Raw genomic sequence first — 1,501 nt, 5'->3', positions numbered from 1 at the left:
GTTCCGTGCTCAACCATGCACTGGACAGCTTCGCCCTGGTGTTGCGTATCCTGGCGGCGGTCATGTTGATACTAATGGCACTGTATATCGCCAACTGGTGGAAGGGCTTGCTACGTATCGAGGCACTGGGGCGCGTCCTGTGGCGCCGCATCGAACCAATAGGCCGTCGCTTGATGCCTGTTGTAAAAGTACCCCAAGCATTCGCACTTGGCTCGCTATGGGGCTGGATGCCCTGTGGGCTAATCTATTCGATGCTGGCCTGGAGTCTTGCTGTAGCCGAGCCATTGCGTGCCGCCGCGATGATGGGGGCCTTTGGGCTCGGCACCTTGCCTGCCATCCTAGCGACCGGAGTGGCAGCGCGCCGTGTCTCAATATGGATACGTAGCCCCGCGACTCGTACGCTAGCAGCGCTGCTGATTATTACGTTTGCCGTCTGGTAACTCTGGCATCTGCAATCCATGATAGGGATGGTGGATACGCACAGTGCCATGACTTCGCCGCATCACTAATGATTACTTCGCGAATCATTAGCCTCGAAAACTAATTTACCTGTCCCAAGCGATTCGATTAGTTCCTTCAGCCTGAAGCTTTCAGTCATCTTGTCTTGGTTCATGTTATCTAACCATCGCGCTATCACCTGAAGTTCTTGGGTCCTCAAGTGAAGACGTCGCCTTTGAGTGGCGAGTGGTACTGGTTCATTAAACTCTACGGTGCCTTGATCCGCCCAAGATAATATTTGTTTGATCTCTGGAAGACTAACGCCCAGCGAACGCAGGCAGTCGATAAAACGTAGGCGCCCCAAGGACTCTATATCGTAGAGTTGATAACCGTTGCGCGGGTCGCGGTGCGGTTGCAACAACCCTTCCCTTGTATAGTGACGTACCGTTTCTGCCGTTACCCCTCCCGTCTGAGCCAGCTCGGAGACTCGCATTGGCTTACCCTCATTTGTTTACTCGTAGCCAGCTTACAACCGCCAGGCTGCCCAAAGGTCAAGTCTTCAGCTGAGCGCTCATGACAAACATTTAGGTTGTATAACGAATTTAAAATGAGGCCTTGACCTTAAAGTCTGCTTTAAGGATATCTTAAAAAAGCACTCCTGCCACAGGATAAAAACCGTAATCAAGTCCTACCAGCGCGTTTGGCAGAGTGACTCACATACAGAGGAGAGTGTCATGCGTAAACCCTGAATCCGTGAGACCGGCCCCCGGAAGCACTTCTAACCCACTGACCTGCATGGCAATATAGCCATTATCGCCATTCACCCAGACAGTGCCATGCCCAACATAAAGTTCCGCGCCAGTCGCCGCACCCTCACCAGCCACGCCGGGCTGTCCATCATCGGGCAATGCTTCGAGATCGCTGGCGTCGACAGCATCGACAGCCGCTTCCCCACCACGCTGGGCATGCGCACCAGTGACGTGATCAAGAGCTACCTGGGCCTGCTGTGTCTGGGCATGAGCGACTATGACGCTGTCGAGAACTTCCGCCGCGACAAGCCCTT

At 54.0% G+C, this 1,501-nt stretch carries 2 protein-coding genes and 1 pseudogene; 2 read left to right on the top strand and 1 reads right to left on the bottom strand.

The genetic code is table 11. The features are described from left to right. A partial coding sequence (locus A3220_RS16325; RefSeq protein ID WP_174524479.1) for a sulfite exporter TauE/SafE family protein occupies positions 1-440 on the top strand: 440 nt, incomplete at its 5' end. A 65-nt stretch (positions 441-505) separates the two neighbouring features. On the opposite strand, the gene A3220_RS16320 is transcribed toward A3220_RS16325, so the two are convergent. Continuing rightward, positions 506-931, bottom strand: a complete 426-nt coding sequence (locus A3220_RS16320; RefSeq protein WP_044630842.1) for a MerR family transcriptional regulator — start codon at positions 929-931, stop codon at positions 506-508. A 343-nt stretch (positions 932-1,274) separates the two neighbouring features. Between A3220_RS16320 and A3220_RS17140 the strand changes: the two are divergent. Next, positions 1,275-1,501 (top strand): annotated as a pseudogene (locus A3220_RS17140) (IS1380 family transposase); the annotation flags it as partial.

Origin of the sequence: Halomonas sp. KX33721 (assembly GCF_001596805.1) — a bacterium.
GTDB classification, from domain to species: Bacteria; Pseudomonadota; Gammaproteobacteria; order Pseudomonadales; family Halomonadaceae; genus Vreelandella; species Vreelandella aquamarina.
The sequence above is the reverse complement of the archived record's forward strand: the minus strand, read 5'-3'. Positions and strand labels throughout refer to the sequence as shown.